Annotated in this window: 22 protein-coding genes and 1 tRNA gene; 22 read left to right on the plus strand and 1 reads right to left on the minus strand. The window is 59.8% G+C overall.

Going from position 1 to position 21,386, the window contains the following annotated elements; genetic code table 11:
- The first annotated feature begins 15 nt into the window (after nt 1-15).
- The 21 genes from plsX to ACYQ8E_RS03465 all read left to right on the plus strand — a co-directional run bounded on the left by plsX (nt 16) and on the right by ACYQ8E_RS03465 (nt 19,108).
- Complete coding sequence (gene plsX, locus ACYQ8E_RS03365) at nt 16-1,041, plus strand: phosphate acyltransferase PlsX (RefSeq protein WP_066729757.1); 1,026 nt, start codon at nt 16-18, stop codon at nt 1,039-1,041.
- Nucleotides 1,038-2,018 (plus strand): beta-ketoacyl-ACP synthase III, encoded by a 981-nt coding sequence (locus tag ACYQ8E_RS03370; protein ID WP_066727001.1) that lies wholly within the window; start codon nt 1,038-1,040, stop codon nt 2,016-2,018. The genes plsX and ACYQ8E_RS03370 overlap by 4 nt, the downstream gene beginning before the upstream one ends.
- A gap of 30 nt (nt 2,019-2,048) precedes the next feature.
- Nucleotides 2,049-2,969, plus strand: a complete 921-nt coding sequence (gene fabD / locus ACYQ8E_RS03375; RefSeq protein ID WP_066727005.1) for an ACP S-malonyltransferase — start codon at nt 2,049-2,051, stop codon at nt 2,967-2,969.
- Nucleotides 2,970-2,992: 23 nt separating this feature from the next.
- Nucleotides 2,993-3,733, plus strand: a complete 741-nt coding sequence (gene fabG / locus ACYQ8E_RS03380; RefSeq protein ID WP_066727006.1) for a 3-oxoacyl-[acyl-carrier-protein] reductase — start codon at nt 2,993-2,995, stop codon at nt 3,731-3,733.
- 68 nt (nt 3,734-3,801) lie between these two features.
- Nucleotides 3,802-4,035, plus strand: a complete 234-nt coding sequence (gene acpP, locus ACYQ8E_RS03385; protein WP_066727007.1) for an acyl carrier protein — start codon at nt 3,802-3,804, stop codon at nt 4,033-4,035.
- 158 nt (nt 4,036-4,193) lie between these two features.
- Nucleotides 4,194-5,426 (plus strand): beta-ketoacyl-ACP synthase II, encoded by a 1,233-nt coding sequence (gene fabF / locus ACYQ8E_RS03390; protein ID WP_459860106.1) that lies wholly within the window; start codon nt 4,194-4,196, stop codon nt 5,424-5,426.
- Nucleotides 5,427-5,433: 7 nt separating this feature from the next.
- Complete coding sequence (rpiB, locus tag ACYQ8E_RS03395; RefSeq protein ID WP_066727011.1) at nt 5,434-5,889, plus strand: ribose 5-phosphate isomerase B; 456 nt, start codon at nt 5,434-5,436, stop codon at nt 5,887-5,889.
- 101 nt (nt 5,890-5,990) lie between these two features.
- On the plus strand, nt 5,991-7,241 hold the full coding sequence (locus ACYQ8E_RS03400) for a serine hydroxymethyltransferase (protein ID WP_066727013.1): 1,251 nt from the start codon (nt 5,991-5,993) through the stop codon (nt 7,239-7,241).
- A gap of 13 nt (nt 7,242-7,254) precedes the next feature.
- Nucleotides 7,255-7,716 (plus strand): deoxycytidylate deaminase, encoded by a 462-nt coding sequence (locus ACYQ8E_RS03405; protein WP_066727015.1) that lies wholly within the window; start codon nt 7,255-7,257, stop codon nt 7,714-7,716.
- The gene (gene nrdR / locus ACYQ8E_RS03410) at nt 7,713-8,201 is read left to right on the plus strand and encodes a transcriptional regulator NrdR (RefSeq protein ID WP_066727017.1); all 489 of its coding nucleotides are present in this window, start codon (nt 7,713-7,715) and stop codon (nt 8,199-8,201) included. Before ACYQ8E_RS03405 ends, nrdR begins: the two co-directional genes overlap by 4 nt.
- Nucleotides 8,202-8,227: 26 nt before the next feature.
- Nucleotides 8,228-9,343 (plus strand): bifunctional diaminohydroxyphosphoribosylaminopyrimidine deaminase/5-amino-6-(5-phosphoribosylamino)uracil reductase RibD, encoded by a 1,116-nt coding sequence (gene ribD / locus ACYQ8E_RS03415; protein WP_066727019.1) that lies wholly within the window; start codon nt 8,228-8,230, stop codon nt 9,341-9,343.
- A complete protein-coding gene (locus tag ACYQ8E_RS03420) occupies nt 9,328-9,978 on the plus strand; it encodes a riboflavin synthase (RefSeq protein WP_066727021.1) in 651 nt (216 codons plus the stop codon). Before ribD ends, ACYQ8E_RS03420 begins: the two co-directional genes overlap by 16 nt.
- Nucleotides 9,979-10,011: 33 nt before the next feature.
- A complete protein-coding gene (locus ACYQ8E_RS03425; protein WP_066727023.1) occupies nt 10,012-11,217 on the plus strand; it encodes a bifunctional 3,4-dihydroxy-2-butanone-4-phosphate synthase/GTP cyclohydrolase II in 1,206 nt (401 codons plus the stop codon).
- A 77-nt stretch (nt 11,218-11,294) separates the two neighbouring features.
- A complete protein-coding gene (gene ribH / locus ACYQ8E_RS03430) occupies nt 11,295-11,759 on the plus strand; it encodes a 6,7-dimethyl-8-ribityllumazine synthase (protein WP_066727025.1) in 465 nt (154 codons plus the stop codon).
- A 5-nt stretch (nt 11,760-11,764) separates the two neighbouring features.
- The gene (gene nusB, locus ACYQ8E_RS03435) at nt 11,765-12,235 is read left to right on the plus strand and encodes a transcription antitermination factor NusB (RefSeq protein ID WP_066727027.1); all 471 of its coding nucleotides are present in this window, start codon (nt 11,765-11,767) and stop codon (nt 12,233-12,235) included.
- The gene (locus tag ACYQ8E_RS03440; RefSeq protein ID WP_066727029.1) at nt 12,232-12,684 is read left to right on the plus strand and encodes a M17 family peptidase N-terminal domain-containing protein; all 453 of its coding nucleotides are present in this window, start codon (nt 12,232-12,234) and stop codon (nt 12,682-12,684) included. The genes nusB and ACYQ8E_RS03440 overlap by 4 nt, the downstream gene beginning before the upstream one ends.
- Nucleotides 12,685-12,730: 46 nt before the next feature.
- Nucleotides 12,731-14,041 carry a homoserine dehydrogenase gene (locus ACYQ8E_RS03445; protein WP_066727031.1) on the plus strand — a complete coding sequence of 437 codons (1,311 nt, stop codon included), beginning with the start codon at nt 12,731-12,733 and terminating at the stop codon, nt 14,039-14,041.
- 217 nt (nt 14,042-14,258) lie between these two features.
- Nucleotides 14,259-15,605, plus strand: coding sequence for an OmpP1/FadL family transporter (locus tag ACYQ8E_RS03450; RefSeq protein ID WP_066727033.1), 1,347 nt, complete (start codon nt 14,259-14,261; stop codon nt 15,603-15,605).
- 63 nt (nt 15,606-15,668) lie between these two features.
- On the plus strand, nt 15,669-17,729 hold the full coding sequence (locus tag ACYQ8E_RS03455; protein ID WP_066727036.1) for an alpha/beta fold hydrolase: 2,061 nt from the start codon (nt 15,669-15,671) through the stop codon (nt 17,727-17,729).
- Nucleotides 17,730-17,900: 171 nt separating this feature from the next.
- A complete protein-coding gene (locus ACYQ8E_RS03460) occupies nt 17,901-18,242 on the plus strand; it encodes a hypothetical protein (RefSeq protein ID WP_066726434.1) in 342 nt (113 codons plus the stop codon).
- Complete coding sequence (locus tag ACYQ8E_RS03465; protein WP_066726432.1) at nt 18,239-19,108, plus strand: integrase core domain-containing protein; 870 nt, start codon at nt 18,239-18,241, stop codon at nt 19,106-19,108. The genes ACYQ8E_RS03460 and ACYQ8E_RS03465 overlap by 4 nt, the downstream gene beginning before the upstream one ends.
- Nucleotides 19,109-19,209: 101 nt before the next feature.
- On the opposite strand, the gene ACYQ8E_RS03470 is transcribed toward ACYQ8E_RS03465, so the two are convergent.
- A complete protein-coding gene (locus ACYQ8E_RS03470; RefSeq protein WP_066727038.1) occupies nt 19,210-21,078 on the minus strand; it encodes an AMP-dependent synthetase/ligase in 1,869 nt (622 codons plus the stop codon).
- 190 nt (nt 21,079-21,268) lie between these two features.
- Here ACYQ8E_RS03470 and ACYQ8E_RS03475 point away from each other — a divergent pair.
- A tRNA-Val gene (locus ACYQ8E_RS03475) sits at nt 21,269-21,343 on the plus strand.
- The last annotated feature ends 43 nt before the right edge of the window (nt 21,344-21,386 follow it).

Raw genomic sequence — 21,386 nt, forward strand, 5'->3', positions numbered from 1 at the left:
GACTTGAAAGAGCGCATCATCGTTGCGGTGGACGCCATGGGAGGGGACAACGCACCTGCCGTGGAGGTCGAAGGGGCCGTTGCCGCCGCGCGGGAGTGGAATATCCCGATTGTTCTGGTCGGCGACAGGGCCCGGGTTGCCGCCGAACTCGAAAAATTCGACATCCGGAATCTCGACATCACCATCCACCATGCCAGCGAAGTGGTCGGGATGCACGATTCGGCCTCCGATGCCGTGCGCAAGAAGAAGGATTCGTCGATCCGCGTAGCCTTCAACCTGGTGCTGCAGAAATCGGCTTCGGCAGTGGTCAGCGCCGGGAACTCCGGGGCGACGATGGCAGCCGGCATGTTTGTCCTGAAGCGGGTGAAAGGGATTGACCGGCCGGCAATCGCGACGATCGTTCCCAACCTGGACAGCCAGACCCTGGTCCTCGATGTCGGAGGGAATGTCGACTGCAAACCGTTGCATCTGGCCCAATTCGCCCTGATGGGGGAGGTCTACGCCCGCCAGGTGCTGGGCAAGGAGCGTCCCCGGGTCGGCCTTCTCTCCAACGGGGAGGAAGCGACCAAGGGGAATGAGCTGACCCGCGACGCCCACCGCCTGCTGAGCACGGCGCCCTTTAATTATCTCGGTTATATCGAGGGCCGCGACATTTATAACGGCAAGGTTGACGTTGTCGTCTGTGACGGCTTTGTCGGCAATGTCGTTCTCAAGGTTTCCGAGGGGCTGGCCGAGGCCATCTTCACCATGCTGAAACGGGAAATTGGCGGTCGTTTTTTCGCCAAGCTCGGATTTCTGATGGCTCGTCCGGCTTTGCGTGCTTTTCGCAAGCGGGTGGATTATGCGGAATACGGCGGCGCTCCCCTGCTTGGCATCGAGGGGACCGGGATGATCTGCCACGGCGGCTCGAGTGTTCTGGCGATCAAGAACGCCATTCATATGGCACGGGAAGCCGTCCTGCAGAATGTGCACGGTCGTCTCGCGACCCAGTTGCAACAGGGCGAAGTCGGCGGTGCCTCTGGGGAAGGAGCTGAGTATTGATCAAAGCGCGTATCATCGGCACCGGGTCCTATGTGCCCGAAAAGATACTGACCAACTCCGATCTCGAAAAATTCCTCGACACCACCGACGAATGGATCGTGACCCGCACCGGGATTCGCGAGCGCCATATCGCCGCCGAAGGGGAAACGACATCCGACATTGCAACCCATGCCGCCAGGCGGGCCCTGGATATGGCGGGGCTGCAACCGGATGATCTTGACCTGATCGTGGTCGGTACCATCAGTGGTGATTACCCCTGGCCGGCAACCGCCTGTCTGGTCCAGCATAAGCTTGGGACTCGCGGGCAGGCTACCTTTGACGTCTCCGCCGCCTGCTGCGGTTTTCTCTATGCGCTCTCCAATGCGGTGGCCCAGGTTGAAAGCGGCCGGGTGCGGCGGGCACTTGTCATCGGTGCGGAAATCCTGACCCGGCTGGTCGATTGGGAAGATCGCAATACCTGTGTGCTCTTCGGTGACGGTGCCGGCGCGGTCGTAATCGAAGCGCAGGAAGGCGAGTCTGGAGTCCTCTCGACCCACCTGCATGCCGATGGCAGTTATTGGGAGCTCCTCTATCAGCCCGGGTTCGGTTCTGCCAATCCCCCCTCCGTGGAAGGGATTGCCGCCCGTCTCCCCTTTTTGAAGATGCAGGGAAACGAGGTTTTCAAGATCGCTGTTCGCTCCCTCCACGAGGTTGCGATGGAGGCCCTGACGGCAAACGGATACACCGCCGCTGACGTCAATCTTTTCGTCCCGCACCAGGCCAACCAGCGGATTCTCGATGCCACCGCCAAGCGTCTCGGTTTGCGCGATGACCAGGTCTTTATTAATGTCGAGCGCTTCGGCAATACCTCCGGCGCCTCGATTCCGATTGCCCTGGATGAAGCGAACCGCGCCGGAAGGATTGCCGCCGGGGATCTTGTCCTGCTGGATGCCTTCGGGGGGGGCTTGACCTGGGCTTCCGCCCTGGTGCGCTGGTAGGCGTCCCGTCTATTCTTCAGGAGAGTTGTCATATCTATGATTGCGTTTGTCTTTCCCGGACAGGGATCTCAGTACGCTGGCATGGGCAAAGAGCTCGCGGCCAATTTTGCGGCAGCACGGGAGGCCTTTGCCGAAGCCGATGAAGCCCTCGGCTTTGCCTTGTCCAGGCTTTGCTACGAGGGGCCGGAAGAAGACCTCAAGTTGACGACCAATACCCAACCGGCTATTCTCGCCACGAGTATTGCCGCCCTGCGGGTTTTGCAGCAGGAGACCGGGCTGGTCGCCGATTTCGCCGCCGGGCATTCTCTGGGGGAATATTCGGCCTTGGTTTGTGCCGGGGCCCTCGATTTCGGGGATGCACTAAGGACCGTTCGGTTGCGCGGCAGTTTTATGCAGGAGGCGGTCCCGGTGGGGGTCGGCTCCATGGCCGCGATCCTCGGTCTGGAGGGGGCTGATCTCGACGCGGTCTGTAATGAGGCGGCGCAGGGCGAGATCGTTTCCCCGGCCAATTTCAATAGCCCCGGGCAGGTGGTCATAGCCGGTCACGCCGGTGCTGTCGAGCGCGCCATGGAGCTTGCCAAGGCACGGGGTGCCAAGCGGGCGCTGCCGCTGCCGGTTTCTGCTCCTTTCCACTGCGCTCTGATGGAACCGGCCGGTCTCCGTTTGCGCGAGGTGCTGGCGGGGATTACCGTTGCGGAGCTTCAGCTCCCCGTGGTGAGCAATGTCGAAGCGCTCCCCAACCGGGATGCGAGCCGGGTCCGGGATTTGCTGGTCTCCCAGGTCAGTGCGCCGGTCCGCTGGGACGAATCGGTGCAGGCCATGGTCGAACTCGGCGTGGACCGCTTCGTCGAGATCGGCCCCGGCAAGGTTCTTTCCGGCCTGGTCAAGCGCATTGCCAAGGGGGTAACGACGCAGAATGTTGAAGATTGCTCCAGTCTCAAGGTATTCTGAGGATCGGAAAGGAATCGGCTACGATGCTGTTGACTGATAAGGTTGCCGTTGTCACCGGAGCTTCCCGGGGAATCGGACGGCACATTGCTCTCGACCTCGCCGGTCGCGGTGCCCGGATTGTCGCCTCGGCCCGCAACGTTGATGCCCTTGATTCCCTGATCGCAGAAATCGTTGCCGCCGGTGGTTCGGCCCTGGCTGTTGCCGCCGACGTTGCCGTAGCCGCCGATGCGGAGCAATTGATCGCAGCGGCGATGGAGCACTTCGGCCGCGTCGATATTCTGGTCAACAATGCCGGGATCACCCGGGATGGCTTGCTGCTGCGGATGAAGGAAGAGGATTGGGATGCCGTTCTCGACACCAACCTCAAGGGTGCTTTTCTCTGCACGCGGGCGGCTGCCAAGGTGATGAGCAAGCAGAAATTCGGGCGGATTATCAATATCTCTTCGGTCGTCGGCGAAATGGGGAATCCCGGGCAGGCGAACTATTGCGCCAGCAAGGCCGGACTGCTCGGCCTGACCAAATCCGTGGCCCGTGAACTCGCTCGCCGCAACGTGACGGTCAACGCCATTACGCCCGGTTTTATCGTCACCGACATGACCGACTCCCTGCCCGAGAAGGCTCGTGAGGAACTGGTCAGCCAGATTCCTCTCGGGCGTTTTGGGACCCCCGAGGATATCGCCTTCAGCGTCGCCTTTCTTGCCAGTGACCAGGCCGGCTACATTTCCGGACAGGTGCTGGGTGTGAACGGCGGCATGTACATGTAGCCAACCTTTAACCCGGATTCAGACCGATCGCTGATCGGCTCGAACATTCAAACAAGGAGGTGAAGCAAATGGCTTCGATTGAGGAAAGGGTCAAGCAGATTGTTGCCGAGCAGCTCGGCGTCGACGAGGAGCAGGTCACCAACGAAGCGTCTTTTATGGACGATCTCGGTGCCGATTCTCTGGACACAGTAGAACTGGTGATGGCTCTGGAAGAAGAGTTCGACATCGAGATTTCCGATGAAGATGCCGAAAAGATCCAGACCGTCCAGGATGCCGTTGACTACATCGGCGAGCACTCCTGAGTGGTTAGCCCGGGGGAAGGGGGCCGTGGCTCTCTTCTCCCGGTATGCTCCCGCTGGGGTGCAGAAACCTTCGGACTTGATCCCTGCTGTTTCAGGCAGCTTGCAGACGCTAGTTCAGCCTGCATCGATACCGGCCTTCACGGAGGAACGAGAGAACCATGCGTAGAGTCGTTGTTACCGGGGTAGGAGTTATCTCCGCCCTTGGCACCGGGAATGAAAAGAACTGGTCCGCTCTGATGAACGGCCAGTCGGGCATCGACCGCATCAGCCGTTTTGATGCTTCTGATCTGCCGACCCAGATTGCCGGGGAAGTCAAGGATTTCAACGCGGAAGACTTCATCGACAAAAAAGAGATCAAGAAGATGGATCTCTTTATCCAGTATGCCCTCGGCGCGGCCGAGCTTGCGATGCAGGATTCGGGTTTGCAGATTACCGACGAGAATGCCGAGCGGGTCGGAGTACTGGTCGGCGCCGGGTTGGGAGGCCTGCCCGCCATCGAGCGTTACCATGAGGCGATGCTCGAAAATGGCTACAAGAAGATTTCGCCTTTCTTTATCCCGATGCTGATCATCAACCTGGCACCCGGGCATATCTCCATCCGTTACGGCGCCAAGGGTCCGAATGTCTCCTCGGTTTCCGCCTGTGCCACCGGCACCCATTCCATTGGGGATGCCTTCCGGATGATCCAGCGCGGTGACGCCGATGCCATGATCGCCGGGGGGACCGAATCGACGATTACGCCCCTTGGCATTGCCGGCTTCAATGTCATGAAAGCCCTGTCCACCCGCAACGATGATCCGACGGGCGCCAGTCGCCCCTTCGAGAAGGGACGGGATGGTTTTATCATGGCGGAAGGGGCCGGAATCGTCATCCTCGAAGAATTCGAAGCGGCCAAGGCGCGCGGGGCAAAGATCTATGCCGAGGTCTGTGGCTATGGTCTGACCGGCGACGCCTACCACCTGACCGCGCCGGCTCCGGGCGGTGAAGGGGCCGCACGCTGCATCAAGATGGCCCTGAAGACGGCCGGCGTCAACCCGGAAGAGGTCGACTACATCAACGCCCACGGGACCTCGACCCACTTCAACGATCTCTACGAGACGATGGCGATCAAGAGCGTCTTCGGTGACCACGCCGGAAAATTGATGGTCAGTTCGACCAAGAGCATGACCGGCCACGCCCTCGGCGCCGCCGGTGGTCTCGAGGCGGTCTTCACCCTGCTCGGGATGGAGCGCGGCGCGGTACCGCCGACCATCAACTATCAGGAGCCCGATCCTGAATGCGATCTCGATTACGTCCCCAATTCCGCCCGTCAGGCGCAGGTTAAGGTGGCCCTTTCCAACTCCTTCGGGTTCGGTGGTACCAATGCCACCCTCCTGTTCCGGAAGGTTTGAGGACGTGATGATTCTTCTTGCCAGCGATCATGGTGGTCTCGAATTGAAAGACGCCATCCGGCAGGAGCTGGTTGCGCGCGGCATCGAGGTGAGTGACCTCGGTGCCATGAAAGGTGAATCGGTCGATTATCCCGACTATGCCGAAAAGGTCGCGCGGGCCATCGCCCGCGGTGAATCGGACCAGGGGATCCTGATCTGCGGAACCGGCATCGGGATGTCGATTGTCGCCAACAAGTTTCCCGGGGTGCGGGCGGCCCTGGTCAGTGACGAGTTCACCGCGCGGATGGCGAAGGAACACAATAATGCCAATGTCCTGGTCATGGGAGGGCGGGTCCTGCAGATCGACCAGGCCCTGGCCATGTTGCGGATCTGGCTCGAGACCCCTTTCGAGGGAGGTCGGCACCAGCGGCGTCTGGATAAGATTTCACAGATTGAGGACGAGTTTCGCAGCGGGCGGTTTTAGCCCGGACCGATTCAACCAGATGGGCAGGCTCGCGGCCTGCCCATTCACTTTCCGGCACTTCGCGCTCTGGCGCGGTGCAGTCTTCCCGTGGAGGATTCCCCATGTCTCTTACTCTTGCCCAATTCGATCCCGAGATTGCCGGTGCTATCCGCCGCGAGACGGAGCGTCAGGAATACAGCCTGGAGTTCATCGCTTCGGAGAACTTTGTCAGCGAGCAGGTTCTCGAAGCGCAGGGCTCGGTTCTTACCAACAAGTACGCGGAAGGCTATCCGGGCAAGCGCTATTACGGCGGTTGCGAATTTGTCGATATCGCCGAGGACCTCGCCATTGACCGGGCCCGGCAGCTGTTCGGCGCCGAACATGCCAATGTTCAGCCCCACTCCGGTTCCCAGGCGAATATGGCGGTCTATTTCTCCGTCTGCCAGCCGGGGGATACCGTTCTCGGCATGAATCTCGCCCACGGCGGCCATTTGACCCACGGTTCACCGGTCAATTTCTCCGGCAAGCTCTTCAATATCGTCCCTTACGGGGTCAGTCGCGACACCGGAACCATCGATTACGACGAGGTCGAAAAGTTGGCCCGGGAACACCAGCCGAAGCTGATCGTCGTTGGCGCCAGCGCCTACCCGCGCACCCTCGATTTTGCAGCCTTCCGCCGCGTCGCCGACGAAGTGGGGGCCGTGGTGATGGTTGATATGGCGCATATTGCCGGCCTGGTCGCCGCCGGCGAGCACCCCAACCCGGTTCCCTACGCCGAGTTCGTCACCACCACCACCCACAAGACCCTGCGCGGCCCCCGTGGTGGGATGATACTCTGCCGCGAAGAATACGCCAAGAAACTCAACAGCAATATCTTCCCCGGGATCCAGGGTGGACCGCTGATGCACGTTATCGCCGCCAAGGCGGTGGCCTTTCGCGAGGCGTTGCAACCGGAATTCAGGACCTATGCGGCACAGGTGGTCAAGAACGCCAAAGCGTTGGCGGCCGGCCTGCTCGAGCGTGGTTTCAACCTGGTCTCCGGGGGGACCGATAATCACCTGATGCTGGTCGACCTCTCCGGAACCGAGCTCACCGGCAAGGTGGCCGAGGCGACCCTCGAAAAGGCGGGAATTACCGTCAACAAGAACGCGGTCCCCTTCGATACCCGCTCTCCTTTCGTCACCAGCGGCTTTCGCATCGGAACGCCGGCGACCACCACCCGCGGGCTCAAGGAGGCCGAAATGGGGCAGGTGGCCGACTGGATCGCCCAGGCCCTGGCCAACGTGGAGAACGAATCGGAACTGAAGCGGATTCGGGGCGAGGTCCGTGCTCTCTGCAGTCAATTCCCGCTCTATGCCCATCGTCTCAAATAACCAGGGCGCCCCTATGGACCGACCGAGCTGGCCTGAATATTTTATGGATATCGCCCGCCTCGTGGCGCGGCGCTCTACCTGTCTGCGTCGCCAGGTCGGGGCCGTCATGGTCAAGGAGAAGCACATTCTTGCCACCGGCTATAACGGTACCCCGACCGGGATCACCCATTGTGCCCAGACCGGCTGCCTGCGTGAACAGCTCGGGGTCCCCTCGGGGGAACGGCATGAACTCTGCCGGGGGCTTCACGCCGAACAGAATGCCATCATCCAGGCGGCGCGCCACGGCGTCAACATCGCCGGCGCCACCCTGTATTGCACCAACTCCCCTTGTGTCATCTGTTCGAAGATGCTTATCAATGCCGGAGTTCTGAATATTGTTTACCTCGAAGGCTACCCCGACAAGCTGTCGCTGGAGATGCTGAAAGAGGCGGGTATCGAAGCTGCCCCGTTTGCCGAGGGAGAATCCGCCCCATGAAATGCCCCTTCTGTGGTTTCGCCGATACCAAGGTTATTGATTCCCGCCTCGGTCGCGAAGGAAACAACATTCGCCGACGGCGGGAATGCGTCGACTGTGAGCGGCGCTTCACCACCTACGAACGGATAGAAGAGACCTTGCCCCTGGTTATCAAGAAGGATGGTCGTCGGGAAGCCTTCGACCGGACCAAGATTATCGCCGGGATGCAGCGGGCCTGCGAGAAACGTCCGGTCTCTATCGGTACCATCGAAAAATTTGTCGACCGGCTCGAGCTGAGTCTGCAGGAGAGTGGCGAAAAGGAAGTGGAAGCAAGCCGGGTCGGCGAGGCGGTGATGGCCGCCCTGCACGCTATTGACGAGGTCGCCTATGTCCGGTTTGCCTCGGTCTATCGCCAGTTCAAGGATATCAATGAATTCATGGCCGAACTCAAGGAGATCCTTGCCAAGGGTGAAAACCGGAGCCCTGCCGGCGCCGGCAAGGTCTGACTCCTGTAACAACTTGGATTTTCGCCATGACAATGCTGGCTGAAGATTTCATGCAGCGGGCCCTCGATCTCGCCCGGCAGGCCGAAGGTCGCACCCGCCCCAATCCACCGGTCGGGGCCGTCGTCGTTCGCGACGGAGCCATCGTCGGCGAGGGCTTCCATCCTCGGGCCGGGGATCCCCACGCCGAGATTTTCGCCCTTCAGGCCGCCGGTCCCCTGGCCCGCGGCGCCGATCTCTATGTGACCCTGGAACCCTGCAGCCACACCGGTCGTACCGGTCCCTGCGCCGAGGCGGTGGTGGCTGCCGGCATCGCGCGGGTCTTCATCGGCAGCGGCGATCCCAATCCGCTCGTCTCCGGGCGGGGGATCAATCACCTGCGGCAGGCCGGTATCGTCGTCGAAACCAATATACTTGCCGACCAATGTCGGCGCCTGATCGCTCCCTTTGCCAAGCATGTAACGACCGGGCTGCCCCTGGTCATTCTCAAGAGTGCTCTCACTCTCGATGGTTGCAGTGCCACCGTCACCGGCGACTCGTGCTGGATCAGCGGACCGGAGAGCCGGGCGATGGTGCATCACCTGCGAAACCGGGTCGATGGGATCATGGTCGGAATCGGCACCGTGCTCCAGGATGACCCCCGCCTGACCTGCCGGCTGCCGGACGGAGGCGGGCGCGACCCGCTGCGGGTGATCGTCGATTCCCGGTTGCAGATTCCGGAGACGGCCGCCGTCATCAGCCCGGCGCTGGCGAAAGGTACCGTCGTCGCCACCACCGCCGCCGCGCCGGAGGAAAAGCTGCAGCGGTTGCAGCAGCAGGGCGTGACCATTCTTTTCTGCGACAGTCGTGAGGGACGGGTCGATCTGGGCGATCTGCTGCAAAAACTTGGCGCCCAGGGACTCCAGAGCCTGCTGGTCGAAGGGGGGGGCGTCCTCAACCAGTCCCTGCTTGGCGCCGGCCTGGTCGATCGGGTCATGGTTTTCATTGCACCCAAATTGCTCGGAGGGAACGACGGCAGGAGGATGTTCAGTGGCCCCGGCGTCCGTGCCCTCGCTGATGCCGTAACGGTGCGGGATGTCCGGGTCAGCTTTTATGGCAAGGATATCCTGATCGAAGGGGAGGTAGGGGCATGTTTACCGGGTTGATCGAGGACCTAGGAACCGTACGGGAATTGCGTCCTTCCGGAACCGGGGCCCGCCTGACCGTCGCCACCGCGATTCCATGGAATGAACTGGTCCTGGGGGAGAGTATTGCCGTCAACGGAATCTGCCTGACCGTCGTTGCCATCGACCGCGGCGCCTTTGCCGTCGATGTTTCGCCCGAAACCTTGCAACGCTCCACCCTGGGGCGGCTGGCATCCGGAAACCGGGTCAACCTGGAGCGGGCCCTGCGGCTCGGTGATCGTCTCGGTGGTCACCTGGTCAGTGGGCATATTGACGGTACCGGGGAGGTTGTCGCCCGGGTCCCGGACAGTAACGCCATCCGCTTTACGATTGGCTGCGGTGGGAATCTGAGCCGCTATATTGTCCCGAAGGGGTCGGTGGCCATCGATGGCATCAGCCTGACCGTCAACCAGGTCGAAGGGGATCGTTTCGAGGTTTCAATCATTCCCCACACTCTCGCAATGACGACGCTCAAACATCGCGAACCCGGGGCCCGGGTCAACCTCGAGGTCGACGTCATCGGCAAGTATGTCGAGCGTCTCCTCGGGCCTCGCGAAACCCCGGGTGAAGGGGGCGGGCTTGCCCTGGAGACCCTTGCCAAGTATGGATTTCTATGAGATAGTGGCGGGCCACGGAAGGAGCCACACCGCATGCCGATAGCCAAGATCGAAGCCGCCCTGGAGGATATCCGCCAGGGCAAGATGATCATTCTGGTCGATGATGAAGACCGTGAAAATGAAGGCGACCTGGCCATGGCCGCCGAACTGGTCACCCCCGAGGCGATCAACTTCATGGCCCGGGAGGGAAGGGGCCTGATATGTCTCTCTCTGACGGAAGACCGGGCCGACCTGCTCGATCTTCCGTTGATGGTTCGGGACAACACCTCCTCATTCGGGACCGCCTTCACCGTTTCGATCGAAGCCCGCCGCGGGGTCACCACCGGGATTTCTGCCGCCGACCGCGCGCAAACGATTCGCGTCGCCATCAGCGAGCAGACCACCGCCGCCGATCTGGCGCGTCCCGGTCACGTCTTTCCCCTGCGGGCCAAGAAAGGCGGCGTGCTGGTTCGCGCCGGCCAGACCGAAGGATCGGTTGACCTCGCCCGCCTCGCCGGCCTCAAGCCGTCGGGGGTGATCTGCGAGATCATGAACGACGATGGAACCATGGCGCGCATGCCGGAACTGCGCAAGTTCTCCGAAAAACATGGTCTGAAAATTGTCACCATCGCCGATCTCGTCGCTTACCGCATGCGTAAGGAACTGCTGGTGCGGCGGGCTGCGGAGACCGTTCTGCCGACCCCCTTCGGCGGTGAATTTCGGGCCATCGCCTATGAAAACGACGTTGACGACGCCCAGCACCTGGCCCTGGTCAAGGGCGATCTTGCCCCGGACCGCCCCATTCTGGTGCGCGTCCATTCCGAATGTCTCACCGGGGATGTGTTTGGCTCCCAGCGCTGTGATTGCGGTGAACAGCTGCATGCGGCGATGGCACAGATCGATGCTGAAGGGGAGGGTGTCATTCTTTATATGCGCCAGGAAGGTCGCGGCATCGGGCTGATCAACAAGCTTAAGGCCTATGCATTGCAGGATACCGGCCACGATACCGTTGAAGCGAACGAGGTCCTCGGCTTCAAGGCGGACCTTCGCGATTACGGCATCGGGGCGCAGATCCTCGCCGAGCTCGGCATCCGGAAGATTCGGCTGATGACCAACAACCCCAAGAAAATTGTCGGCCTTGAAGGGTACGGTCTGGAAATCGTTGAGCGGGTGGCGATCGAAATTCCGCCGACCGGCAGCAATCTCCAGTACCTGAAGACCAAGCGGGAAAAACTCGGCCACCTGCTCGAGAATCTTTAGCCGACCCCGGTGACTGTAACGGCGACCGACTGCTGCCAGTCGTCGTCCCAACCCGGGCCGAATCGGGAGGACAAGTGATGACCAAGACCTTCGAAGGAAAACTGGATGCCCAGGGGCTGCGTTTTGGTATCGTCGCCGGGCGCTTTAACAGTTTCATCAGCGACCGTCTGGTCGAGGGTGCCATCGACGCCCTATTGCGCCATGGGGCCGCGACGGAAAATATCCACCTTGCCAAGGTTCCCGGTGCCTACGAAATTCCCCTGGTCGCCGGCAAATTGGCGAAATCTGAAAAATATGACGCGGTGATCTGTCTCGGTGCGGTGATCCGCGGCGCTACACCCCACTTCGATTATGTCAGCTCGGAGGTTTCCAAGGGGGTGGCTGCCGTTGGTCTGGCAACCGGGGTGCCGGTTATCTTCGGTGTCCTGACCACGGATACGATCGAGCAGGCCGTTGAACGTGCTGGTACCAAGGCTGGCAACAAGGGCTTCGAGGCCGCCATGGGTGCTATCGAGATGGCCAATCTCCTCAAGGTGCTGTAGTCGATATGAGTAAAGGATTGCGGCGCCAGGGGAGGGAGCTCGCCCTGAAGGCTATTTACGGAATGCACGATGGGGACGCCGAACCGGCGTCCTTTCTGCGGTCATTCTGGAGCAATTTCAGATTCCGGGACGATGTCCTCGGTGAAGCCCAGGAAGAGCCGGCCGGCAAAGTTCCTGAGGATGTCCGGATTTTTACCGATGAACTGGTCACCGGCACCATTGAGAACCTCGAACGTATCGATCAGGTTCTCGGAGAATATTCAACCAACTGGTCCCTGGAGCGGATGTCCCGGGTTGATCTCGCCCTGTTGCGCATGGCCTGCTTCGAGCTCCTCTACCGGAGCGACGTGCCGTCCAATGTCGTTATCAATGAAGCCATTGAAATCGGCAAAACCTACGGCACCAAGGAAACACCGTCTTTTGTCAACGGTATCCTCGACAAGGTTTCCCGGACCTATCGCCAGGTTCAACAATGAGCCAGGTGCGACTCCTTGACCTCCCTGCCGACCGCATGGACGGTGAGGTGGTCGCCGCCCTTTTTTTCCAGGACGAGAGGCCGCTGCAGGGGCCGGCGGCATTACTCGACTGGCGGCTCGGGGACCCTCTGACCAGGGCTTTGGTCGGCGGGGGAAGCCGTGGCCGGGCAGGGGAACACCTGCTGGTAGGTAACAACGGAAAACTCAACAGTGACTGGGCACTCTTCGTTGGCGGAGGGAGCTGGCACGGGCTCGGACCCGAGACCTATCGCAGTCTTGTCGATCACGTGTTGCAGGTCTGTCGCAACGCCGGATTCCGGCGGATTGCATTGTGTCTGGCGCCTCTGGCCGGCATGCGCCCCGCCGATCTGGAGGCCATGGTCAATCAATCTCTGCAGCAACTCGATTTTCCTGGCTGTGAATGCCTGCTCTCCCTGGAGACCATCTGAATCAACGGCTTAAAGCCGTACCATCTGTTGCGGAAAAGAGGAAGGAATGAAACAAATAAGGGTTGGCCTGCTCGGATTCGGCACTATTGGCACCGGCGTCGTCAAGGTGTTTCAGGAAAATGCTCAACTCCTGCGCGAACGGCTTGGGGCCGAACTGACCCTGGCCCGTATAGCCGATCTCGATATAAAGACCGATCGTGGCGTCAAGGTCGATGCCGGTCTGCTGACGACCAATGCCGAAGCCCTGCTGACGGCACCCGACATCGATGTTGTCGTCGAACTGATCGGTGGCTATGAGCCGGCCCGGAGTTTTGTTCTCAAGGCGATCGCCAATGGCAAGCATGTTGTTACCGCGAACAAGGCCCTTCTCGCCCTGCACGGGGAAGAAATCTTCGCCGCGGCCGCTGCCAAGGGTGTCGAAGTAATGTTCGAGGCCGCCGTTGGGGGAGGGATCCCGGTCATATCGGCGATCAAGGAAAACCTCTGCGCCAATCGATTCCGCAGCATCTTTGGTATCCTCAACGGCACCTGCAACTACATCCTGACGCGAATGACCAATGACGGGGCCGAATTTTCCGATGTTCTTGCCGATGCCCAGGCCAAGGGCTACGCCGAAGCAGACCCGACCTTCGATATCGAAGGGGTCGATACCGCCCATAAACTGGCGTTGCTGATCTCCCTCTGTTTCGGCACCAAGGTTGCGTTTGCCGACATCTATACCGAAGGGATCAGCGAAATTTCGGCTCTGGATATCCAGTTCGCACGTCAATTCGGCTACAAGATCAAATTACTGGCAATCGGCAAACAGGATAACGGCCAGATTGAGGCCCGGGTCCAGCCGACGATGATTCCGCTCAACTATCCCCTGGCCGATGTCGATGGGGTCTTCAACGCGGTTCGCCTTTCCGGGGATTTCGTTGGCCCGGTAATGCTCTACGGTCGCGGTGCCGGGATGGAGGCAACCGCAAGTGCGGTGATGGGCGATGTCATGGCGATTGCTCGCAACCTGCGCTCCGGTGGCATAGCAAGGACGCCAGCGCTCGGTTGCTGCCCCGAGTTCGTGACTGAAATTCCGGTCAAGCCGATGGCCGATATTGTCAGCCAGTATTATCTGCGGTTCGGGGCGCTCGACAAACCTGGGGTTCTCGGCCAGGTCGCCAGCATTCTTGGGCGCTACAACATCAGCATCACCTCGATGATTCAGCCTGAGCGGCAGATTGGGGGGGCCGTTCCCATCGTTCTGCTGACCCACGAGGCGCGCGAGGACGATATCCTGGGAGCGCTCAAGGAGATCGACCGCCTACCGCTCATGTCGCAACCGAGCCGCTTTATCCGGATCGAGAGTGAACTCGACTAACCTCTCATTATCATTCAGAAAAAAAGAGCCGGGCGCCATGCGCTCGGCTCTTTTTTTCTGAATTTTTTCTGCCATCGCAAAATTCATCCTTTTTGAACTTGATAAAGAGGAGTTCGCTGTCTAAAATCAAAACACTGTTTTTAAATGGCGTTTCAGCTCAGGGTCATCGTCTTTCCGTTTTCGTTAATGTAACCCCCCCACAGTAAGGAGGAATGGTATGCGAATCACGAGGTACAGAAGCTGCCTGCTGGCAGCGGGGTTCATGGCCTTGACCCTGGCGATTCTTCCGGCCACGGTGCAGGCGGCGGGTTTCTCCCTTATGGAACAAAGCGTCAGCGCTCTGGGGAACGCATTCGCCGGTGGTTCCGCCATTGCCGAGGACGCCGCCAGTCAATATTACAACCCGGCCGGGCTTATTCGTCTGGAGGGACAGCAGGCGAGCGCAGGCCTGCACCTGATTCGAACCAGCTTCAAGTTCAAGAACGAAGGCTCGACACATTTGCTTGATCCCCAGTTGAACGGAAACAATGGTGGGGATGCTGGCCAGTGGAACGCGGTCCCCAACGCTTATTTCGCGATGAAGGTCAACAAGGACCTGGCCCTGGGACTCGGGATCAACGTGCCGTTCGGTCTGACAACGGACTACAAGGCTGGCTGGGTCGGCCGTTACCATACGTTGAAGTCGAGCATCATGACCATCAACATCAACCCGAGCGTCGCCTACGCGATCACCGACAAGTTGAGCATTGGCGCCGGTGTCAGCGCCATGTATATCAGCGGCGAATTCTCCCAGGCGATTGATTTTGGCACCATCCTCGCTGTTGGTGGTGATATTTCACAGCAGGACGATGGCAAGGCCGTTATCAAGGCAGACGACTGGGGGTATGGGTTCAACCTCGGTGTGCTCTATCAATTTACCGAGGATACCCGCGTCGGTGCCGCCTACCGTTCCCGGGTCAAGCAGTCGCTCAGCGGTGACGCCGATTTTACCGTGCCGGCTACCGCCCAGGCTATTCTTACGGGTCTCGGCTCTCCTCTATTCGCTGATTGCAACGCCGCGGCCAATGTCACTCTTCCCGCGACTGCGTCGGTCAGCATCTATTCCCGCGTGAATTCCAAGCTGGCCCTGATGGGGAACATCGGCTGGACTGAATGGTCCCAGTTGGAGGAGCTGCGCATCACTTTCCCCAATACGGCTCAGCCTGACAGCGCCACGACTCTCTCCTGGGAAGATGCCTGGCAGGTTGGCGCCGGTGCCACCTACACCCTCGATTCCCGGTGGGACCTGCGCACCGGACTGATGTATGACCAGACTCCCATTCCGAATGCCCAGGTGCGTACCCCCCGCCTTCCTGACCAGGACCGGTTGTGGCTCGCTTTCGGCGCCGGCTACAAGTACAGCGAAGCACTCAGTTGCGACTTCGCCTATGCCCACCTCTTCATGCTCGGTAGCGGCCGCATCAATATGGATCCCGTTGGCGAGAATGCCAACAAGGGGGGGCTGAAGGGGGACTACGACAATACCGGGGATATCTTCAGTGCCCAGGTCAACTATCGCTGGTAAGAACTCATCTTCGCGGAATTTCGATCATGGTTCCCTGGGCACGGCCCAGGAAGGAGGATAAAGATGAAGATCAGGGCTCTAATCTTTAGTCTGTGGTTGCTTGGGCTGGTGCTGGCGATGGCCGGCTGTTCCAGTGACAACAACGGCAGCACTGCCGGTGTTGACCCCTATACCAATCCCGACGGCACACCGGTCACCTATGCCCGCTTCGACGCTATCGCGCTGCCGCTTCCCAATGATGTCGCCTGGGGGAATAACAAGGGGGTCTGCCCCAATGGCCAGGTTTGCCTGCCGCTGAGTGCCGGAGAGACTCCCACCGACGGCGGCATGGGAACCTTGAAGAGTATTGTCAATGCTCAGGCACTGCCGGGACTTTCGCCGAACATGTTTCTTACCATTCCGGTAACCGGGCCGGTAGACCTTTCGACCCTCGATTTTCTGGTCTTCCGTCTTGACGATACCAATCTTTCGACCCTGCTCGGGGCGCTTGCTGCCAACAATCTCCCCGCTGCCGGCGCCGCCTTTGCGGCCCTGGAAAAATACACCGAAAACGATTTCATTCTCGCTACCGGTACCGGCGCGGTCAAGCTGCTCCCCAAGAAACCTTTCAACCCCGGTGGCAGCTACGCCGTGGTGGTTCATTCTACCCTCATGGATGGCAATAATAACCTGGTCCAGTCGGGGCTGACCATGGAAGCCCTCAAGCAGACCACGCCCTTCGGTCCGGACTCTCCCTTTCTCAATTTCGAAGCGCTCCGCGCCAAATACAACGATGACGTTTCGCCAACCGAGCCCGCTCTCTTTACCGTTACCCAGGGAGTTACTGCGGTGGCCAACGGTGGCATCCCCTGGTCCCGTGCTGACACCCTGGTCCTCTGGACCTTCCAGACCGCGGATCGGACCCTTGACCTGAATCCGACTGCAACTATCGGCTATCCGGATGGCGTTACTGATCCCTTTAATGACTCTGCCGCCAATTTCAAATTACTCTCCGCAACGACAAATACTGCGCCGAGCCTGATCTGGATTGACAAGACGGTAACCCCGCCGGTTGATTCTGCGAGCCCGGTGGGCATCCCGGCAGGTGGGCTGCTATCCGGAACTGGCATTCCGTTTGACCACCTCGGCAATATTTATTTCGGCCAGTTCCTGAGCCCGGTGCTGACCGGGGGGACTGACAGCGTCTCCTTTCTGGTTTCTGTCCCCGACTCCTTGCAACACCCGATGCCGGTTAACGGCTACCCGGTGGTGGTCTTCCAGCATGGTATCACCTCGTCCAAAAATGCCGCCCTGCCGATCGCCAATGCTCTCGCGAAGGCGGGGTATGCAACCCTCGCGATCGATGCACCGTACCATGGAGACCGGACCCTCCCTGACATGACCTCCGGCGATGGCTTCTTCACTGCCAACCTAATCCAGGATCGGGCCAATATTTACAAGGCGGCCCTTGATCTATGGGAAACCGTAGATCTTATTGAGGCCGGAATCGACCTCGACGGAATCGCCGGGGCAGATCTTGATGCCGGCAACGTTGGGTTCGTCGCCCATTCTCTCGGGTCAATTATCGGGTCGGTCTTCCTCTCCCAGGAGGACACCGGACGTGTCGACCGGATGGTCCTCTCCAGCCCTTCGGCCCTACTGGTTAATGTTCTGGATGAGACTGCGCTTCCTGATTTGCAGGCCCTGGTCGCGTCTCTGGGCTACACCGCCGGGACGACTCCTTATTTTATCTTCCTCGACCTCGCCCAGTGGCTGCTTGATCCGACCGATTCCAGCTATGCCGGTATCGGAGGGAATGACACCGGCAACCTGCTGACGGTCATGGCTTATGGCGACCCCATCGTTTCCACCGATTCGACCCGGGTTTTCCTCAGCAATATCGGCGTCGATACCGTGACCACCGTAGATCCGGAAGACTTCCCTGCGACCTTCCCCACCGTTGCCGGAGATTTTGCCGCAGGGGCATATGAGTATGGACTGGAGGGGAAACCGGTGGTACACAGCTTTCTGCTTGATCCCACTGTGCCGGCCGATGAGCCCTGGTACACCGGGTACAACAATCTGATTCAGCAACTGGCCACGGGCGCTGCCCAGACCCAGGTCGCTGGATTTCTGGCCCCCTGATTTCTAACCGAATTTTTTGCAGGAAAACAAATCCCCGGGGGGGGTCTCCCGGGGATTAGTTTTGGGTAATCGGCAATTTGTGGCGAGCTGGGAAGAAACACCGAGTATAGCGGCACCAGTTTTCTTGGACACTGATTTGGGATAGAATCCCGATGTCCAAGGAGATTAATAATGACAACAAACAACAAGAACGAAACAGTCACTGGGCCTTTGGCCGAAGGGCAACGTTGGAGCGCTGCCCGCAAGCGTGAAGTGGTTCTGCGCTTGCTGCGGGGCGAATCGGTTGATGCTCTGTCCCGCGAGTTGAGCATCGAAATCTACCGCCTGGAGCAGTGGCGAGAGAAAGCGCTGACCGGAATCGATGAGTCGTTGAAACAACGTCAGAACGATCCGACTCAAGCGGAACTCAACCAGGCCATGCGCCGGATCGGCGAATTGACCATGGAAAACGAACTACTTTGGGAACGGGTTAAAAAACCCGGCCCTTTAGCCAAACGGAGGTCGTCGAAATGAGCCAAACGATCTCCCCAGGCGCTGAAAAGGCCTACGGCGTCCAGCGGGTTTGCAATGTTTGGGAGCAGGCTCGCTCCTCGTTCTACCATGCCTCGCGCCAGATTCCGCAATCAACTCCCAAGCGTCGTGGCCCACGTCCGTCAATCAGTGATGAGGATCTTCTCGCCATGATCCGTCACGATCTGGCCACGTCCCCGTTCACCGGCGAAGGACACCGCAAGGTCTGGGCCAGGCTGCGGATTTGTGACGGCGTGCGCATCGCACGCAAGCGGGTTCTGCGGTTGATGCGCGAGAATCATCTGTTGTCACCTCACCGGGGTTGGCCCAAAGCAGCCAAGGCGCATGATGGTAAAATCATCACCATGGCTCCGAATCTAATGTGGGGCACCGATGGCACCCGCGTATTCACTCTCGACGAAGGCTGGGTCTGGATCTTTAGCGCCGTCGAGCACTGGAACGCCGAATGTGTCGGCTGGCATGTTTGCAAGACCGGCGACCGTTATGCTGCTCTTCAACCACTTTCCATGGCGTTAGACAACATCTATGGGGGCGTAGAGAAAGATATTGCCCGAGGGTTGTCTCTGCGTATGGATCACGGCACCCAGTACCTCTCAGACCATTTTCTGAACCAGATCAAGTTCTGGGGAATCACCCCCAGCTTTGCCTTCGTTGCCGAACCACAGACCAACGGAGTTGCTGAACGATTCAACCGCACCTTGAAAGAGCAAGCCATCTATGGCCGAATATTCCGTACCATCGATGATGTTCGCGAGGCCGTGAAAACCTTCGTCGAACTCTACAACAGCGAATGGCGAGTCGAGAAAAATGGCTTCCGGTCGCCCGACGAAATCCGTCAGGCGGCATAATCTAAACTTGTGTCCAAGGAACCGGTTCCGCTACAGAAGAAACACCGAGAGCCTCGTCCTGCCCGACGAGGCTCTCCTGCTAAATTGGTATATGGTAGGTTTTACTCCCCGGCCTGGACATCCGCCTCGACGGCGAAACGCTTGATCTTGCGGGTGGTTGTTTTCGGAAATTCGTCGTCGCGCAGGGTAAAACGCTTGATCCGCTTGTAGTCGGCGAGGCGCTTGCCGGCTTCGAGGACCTCGCGGCGGATGATCTCCTCGACCTCGGTCTGGTTGAAGGGGGGGGCACCACTCTTCTGCCGGTAATCGTCGAGGGCCTCCTGGTTGGGATAGATAACCGCGTGGACTTCTTCGGCGGTCGGACTCACCTTGTGGCCGTAGACCATCGCCTCGGCGATGAAGGGACTCTGCAACAGCTCATTCTCGATCTCCTCGGGGTAGACGTTCTTGCCGTTGGGAGTGACGATCAGGTTCTTGACCCGACCGCAGATCTGCAACATTCCTGCGTCATCAAAGCGGCCAAGATCGCCGGTCTTGTACCAGCCGTCCTGCAAAACCTCAGCCGTGGCCCGCGGGTTGTTGTAGTACCCCTGCATCACGTTCGGACCCTTGACCCAGATCTCGCCGACCCCCTCTTCGTTGGGCTGGTGAATTCGCACCTCGACCTTGTTCAGTGGCACTCCTACGGTACCGGCCCGGCTCTGCCCCGGGCGCTCGGCAGCGATGACCGGGGATGTCTCGGTGATGCCGTACCCCTGCAGCAGGGTCAGCCCCAACTCGCGAAAGCCGTCGGCTACCGCCGGGTCGAGGGCGGCGCCACCGCTGACGAAGGTGGTCCCTGCCCCAACCTTGCGCCGCACCTTGCCGGCGACCAGGCCGCGGGTGAGGGGGAGGGCGAAGAGCCAGCGGGAGAGGGTGTTGGCGGCCAGGTTTTTGTGGACCCGGTCGAGGATCATCCGATAGACTGCCGGCACCCCGAGCAGGAACGTCGGTCGCACCTCTGCCAGATTCTCGCCGAGTTTCTTGATCGACTCGGCAAAGGAGACGTTGCCCCCCAGCGAGAGCGGCAGGAGAATACCGCAGACCTGCTCGAAGACATGGTTGATCGGCAGGAAGGAGAGGGTGGTGATGGTCGCGTCAAGCTGGAAATGTTCGCAGGCGGCACGGATATTCGAAACAACATTGGCGTGGCTGAGCATGGCACCCTTGGACTGGCCGGTGGTGCCAGAGGTGTAGAGAATGATAGCCGTGTCATCGGTTTTGCGCGGCGAGGCCGGCGGCGGCATAACTCCCGAGTCCTGCAGCTGTTGGAATGGAAGCAGACGACCGCTCTTTTGCCAACGGTTGCGCAGTGCCTGGGTCGGCGCCAGGAAGTCGGTGATTTTATCCCCCTTGCGGCGGCCCCCCGGCGCGACCAGGGCCTGGTAGGCGTTACGGGCCAGATCCTCGAGACGGGTAGCTTCTTCCCGCGGGATCTGGCGCTGCTGGACCAGGCCGTGCCAGGTGTCGGTCAGGGTTGCCAGGATGGCCGCAAGCTGGGGGTCCTGGCCGCTGGTTTCTGGGCTATCCTGCAGCAGGATCACGCGCTCCAGATCCGGAAGGTCCGGAACCAGTTCCAGGAGGGTGTCGAGGTAGGTTTCCGTGGTGAAGACGAGCTTGGCTCGGCTGTCAAAAAGGATATGGCGAAGCTCCGCGGTCTTCAGCTCCTTGTCGACAGGGACGGCTACTCCGCCTGCGCGCAGCACGCCAAGGTAAGCAGCCACCCACCAGGGCGATGCCGGTGCCAGCAGGGCACAGTGGTCGCCGGGTTTCAGACCCTGCTTGAGCAGTCCTGCCGCGACTCCTTCCAGATGCTGCAGCAGGGTGGCGTAGGAAAATTCCTGCCAGCTGCCGGCAACTTTATGGCGCAGGGCGATGCGTGGTCCGGCTGCCAGGCAACGGGAACTGATAAGGGCGTCGATGGTTTCCACGTTCTTCTCTCCCTATCCCGGGTGAACTGAAATTGACAGATTCAACCAACGTTATGAAATTACCGGGAGTTCCCTTGCAAAGCAAGCGGAATCAAATACGTCTAAGCTTTTGAACTATTTGCTGGTTGTCCAAAAAAGAGCTTGACATGTTTTGCTCCGATTTGCTAAAAGTTAGCGGCATTTCGGTTGTAGGCACGTAGCTCAGTGGGAGAGCACTACCTTGACACGGTAGGGGTCGGCGGTTCAATCCCGCCCGTGCCTACCAGATTCCCAGACCACAACCGTTACGATTTGTGAATGAGGCATCC

This window comes from Desulfuromonas carbonis (assembly GCF_054658035.1).